Source organism: Tissierella sp. (assembly GCF_052089545.1).
Taxonomy (GTDB): domain Bacteria; phylum Bacillota; class Clostridia; order Tissierellales; family Tissierellaceae; genus Tissierella_A.
The window spans coordinates 1-4,251 of sequence record NZ_JBQDAA010000045.1; the positions used below are offsets into that span (position 1 = coordinate 1).

The 4,251-nt window shown below is 30.6% G+C and carries 3 protein-coding genes; all 3 read right to left on the reverse strand.

Annotated elements, in window-relative coordinates:
- Positions 1 to 11: 11 nt before the first annotated feature.
- Positions 12 to 1,211 (reverse strand): SLC13 family permease, encoded by a 1,200-nt coding sequence (locus ACTHW2_RS05145; protein ID WP_442262841.1) that lies wholly within the window; start codon positions 1,209 to 1,211, stop codon positions 12 to 14.
- A 97-nt stretch (positions 1,212 to 1,308) separates the two neighbouring features.
- Positions 1,309 to 2,682 carry an MATE family efflux transporter gene (locus ACTHW2_RS05150; protein ID WP_442262842.1) on the reverse strand — a complete coding sequence of 458 codons (1,374 nt, stop codon included), beginning with the start codon at positions 2,680 to 2,682 and terminating at the stop codon, positions 1,309 to 1,311.
- Between the two features lie 135 nt (positions 2,683 to 2,817).
- Entirely contained in the window at positions 2,818 to 4,056 is a 1,239-nt protein-coding gene (gene pdaA / locus ACTHW2_RS05155; RefSeq protein WP_442262844.1) for a delta-lactam-biosynthetic de-N-acetylase, read from the reverse strand.
- Between the last annotated feature and the right edge of the window lie 195 nt (positions 4,057 to 4,251).

Genomic DNA, 4,251 nt, shown 5'->3' on the forward strand with positions numbered 1-4,251 from the left:
TAAATAATTAATTAATTTAAAATTAATGCGTCAACTATATTGACATCTACCGGTTCTGCTAATGGAAGACATCTAAGTTTAGAATAAGTGTCTTGGAGTATACTTACAGGCACTTGCATAAGGAGTATATCTCCTGATTTAAACATAAAGGATTTTAATCGTGAAAATGAAGAAATTCCTTCTCTCGAAACTGCAATTAAATTTACATTAAACCTATTTCTTAATTTTAGTTGAAAAGCCGTTCTTCCTATTAAAAAAGAATCTTCTCTTAAAACAACTTCAACCAAGGCCATATTATCTGAACTAAGTGACTGGGCAAAGTCCAACTTTGCCCCTTTTAAAGAAAGGCCCGTCCTATTTACAAGATTACTAAGTTCTGATGCTACTGCTTTTATAATTAGTACATCTCCAACCAATAAAATCTCGTCCGCTTTTGGGGCTACTATTCTTCTGTCATCTCTTACAATACTTAGAACGTTTATTTCCAACTTATAGGTTTTAAAAAATTCTCTTAGTGTTTTCCCTATCATTTTAGAAGATTTAGTTACTACAACTTCTGAAAGATAGTTATCTATATTAAATAAACCTTTTTCAGCTTGTGATTTTCTTTTAGGTATAAGCTTCCAGCCTATTAGTATTGTAAATAATATACCTATTACTACTAAAGTAAATCCCACTGGTGCAAAATCAAAAAATCTAAATGCAAGCCCACTATCTTCCATTCTATAACCTGATACAATTAGATTTGGTGGTGTTCCAATTTCAGTCATCATACCACCTAAAAGTGAGGCAAATGCAACTGGCATAAGAAGTACTGACGGTGACATTTTATTGTCTTTAGCTACTTTTATAGTTATAGGCATAATTAGTGCTAATGCACCAACATTGTTCATAAATGCCGAAAGTACAGCTGTAACAACCATTAGACTTGCAAGCTTTGAAGTTATATTTTTACTTCTTTTGTTTAAAAATACTACCAAGTGTTCTATAACTCCTGATTTTACAAGCGCACTACTTATAACAAGAACCGATGCTACTGTTATAACAGCTGGATGACTAAATCCTAAAAAAGCATCTTGTGGTTCTATAACTCCCGATACAACAAGAACCATAAGACCAGATAGTGAAGCAAATTCATACCTCACTCTTCCATCTACAAATAGATAAAAGGTAGCCAATATAACAATAAAAACGATCATTTGTGGCTTCATAGTAATTCTCCTCTTACACTTTTATTTTACTTATATTATATCATTATTTTAAAAAATAGATATATACTATATTTTAGTATATACCCATTTTGGTAAATTAAGCCTTATCCAAGCTCATATCATTTAAAATCTTTTTAAATTGTATGGCAAAGATTGTGCCTGTTACAGTAACAGCTATAAAATCTGCTACTGGTTCTGCTAAAAATATAGCCCTAACTTTATTTTCAAAAATCATAGGTAATATATATATAAGTGGTATAAGTAAAATTAGTTTTCTAAGAAGTGCTAAAAATATGGACACTTTAGCATTACCAAGAGATATAAATGCCTGTTGGCAACTAATTTGTATTCCAAATATTAAAGATACAGCCATAAATATTCTAATTGATGGAATAGTTAAATTTATAAGTTCTATATTAGTAGTAAAAGCACCTATAAACATTTGTGGAAATACCATGACTAAAGTCCATACAATTGTAGAATATACTAAGCTTGTCTTTAAAAGAAGTAAAAAGCTCCTCTTTACTCTGTCCCTATTTTTAGCCCCATAATTAAAACTTATAATGGGCTGGGCACCTTGAGTAAGCCCTACCAAAGGAAGCAGTGAAAACTGCATAACACTTGTTAAAATAGTCATAGCACCTACAGCTAAGTCTCCACCATGTTTTTGAAGCGATGAGTTAAATATAACAGTTATCAAACTTTCAGTAGATTGCATTATAAATGGTGATAAGCCTAGTGCAAGAGTTGGTAGTATAATCTTTGTCTCGATTTTTAAATACTTTCTCTTAATTTTAAGAAGCGTCTTGTCTCCAGTCAAGAATCTTATAACCCATATAGCTGAAATTCCCTGTGATATTATAGTTGCAAAGGCTGCTCCTTTAACTCCCATATTAAAAGCAAATATAAATATAGGATCTAGTATTATATTTATAAGAGCACCTATTGTTACAGTTATCATACTAGTTTTAGCAAATCCTTGTGCTGTAATAAAGGCATTTAAGCCAAGAGCTAATTGAACAAATAAAGTTCCAAAAGCATATATCCTTATATAATCTAACCCATATCCTATAGTATTTTGACTTGCACCAAATACTAAAAGAATCTTTTCAGCAAATATAAGTATCAAAGCCGTAAGAGTTAAAGAAATAATAAAAAGTGCTGAAGTAGAGTTTCCAAGTATCTTTTCAGCCGACTTTTGATCTCCCTTCCCCATCATTATAGATGCCTTAGGCGCTCCACCCATGCTTACAAGGGCAGCAAAAGCTGCTATAAGCATAATCATAGGAAAAGTAACTCCTACACCTGTAAGTGCCATTGCTCCAACCTCAGGAATATGTCCTATATATACTCTATCTACCAAATTATATAGTAAATTTATAAGTTGAGCGGCTATGGCAGGAAATGCCATACTAAACAATAATTTTCCTATACTTCTTGTTCCAAGTTCATTTTTTTCTAATTCGTCCATGTCAATATCCCCTTATCTTTATATAACATGACTTATGTCAATTGGACTATAGTATCATATAAGATAAGATAAGTTAAATCAAACAAATATATAGGTTCATATGAACCTATATATTTGTTTGATTTTCTATATTTTTTAAGGATATTGAGTTAAAAGTTTAAAATTATATCCTTGTCTTTTCAGTTCTTCTATTATATCTTCAAGTGCTTCTGTGTTACTCTTTGAAACGGAGTGAAGAAGTATAACGGCTCCATTGTGAATATTATCTGTTACATGCTTATAAGATTCTACTTTGCCTGGTTGATCGTTAACTACCCAATCCCTATATGCCATTGACCAGAAAACACTTTTATATCCTAGATTCTTTGCCTGTGCTAAAGTTCTTTCGCTAAACACTCCACTTGGAGGTCTTAAAAATTCCAGCATGTCTTTACCTACCAAATCTTTATATTTCTTAGCTGTCAGATTTATTTCATACTGTAGTTTTTCCCTACTTAAAGTAGGCATTTTAGGATGACTATTTGTATGATTTAATACTATATGTCCTTCCCTTACCATTCTCTTTACTATTTCAGGATTTGAATCTATATAAGTTCCCTGTACAAAGAAACCTACCTTCACATTTTGTCTTTTTAATATATCTAATATTTTGCTTGTATATCCATTTTCATATCCATTATCAAAGGTTAAAAATATATCCTTTTTGTTTTTATTTCCTATGGCAATACCATCATATTTATCTAATAAAGCTTTGTGAGGGTTTCCAAATCCTGGTTGTTTATGATTGTTGTTTCTCATAAAATACCAATTATAAGATTTATTACTTAAAGAACTTGGATCTGTTGGAGTTGGTTTTACGGGATTAAACTGTATATATTTAGAATATATCCAGCCTCTTTTATTCTTTGCATATTCTACATAGTACCAACTATTTCTTTCCCCAAATACATGCACTTCTACCCCTCGGTCAATAGATGTTATTATTTTACCTTTCATGCTTCCTAAATTTCTAACATTTAAACTATCTACTGTTGCATATCCTTTATCTTCTATCTTCTTTAAATTAGATGACGCTATAGGATCTTTAGGCTTGTCCTCTTTCTTTGTATAGTCTTGATTCTCTTTTTTCGTATTATCCTTATCACTTTCATTTTTTCCTTCTTCCGCTTCCATTTCATTTTGTTCTTCTTGTTCTTCCTCTTCTTGTTCCTCTTGATCTTTTTGCTCGTTTTGATCCCTATCTACCTCTTCTTTAGGCTCCTCTGTTATATTTTCATCTTCATTTAAATCCTTATTTTCAACTTTATTATCACCACAAGATACAACTACAGAAGCTATTAGAAATAATATTATAATAAAACTAAGTTTTTTCATCGCACTTTCCTCCTTTAAATAGAGGAACCTTATTAAATATATACCCTTTTTTTGTTAAAATATCTTAACAAATAAAGGATATTTTATTTTCTTAATAAAACTATATCTTATATATATGATATAATTTTATTAAATATAAATATTTATGGAGGTAAGCATGGATAATAGAAAAACAATAAAATTACTTGAAAATTT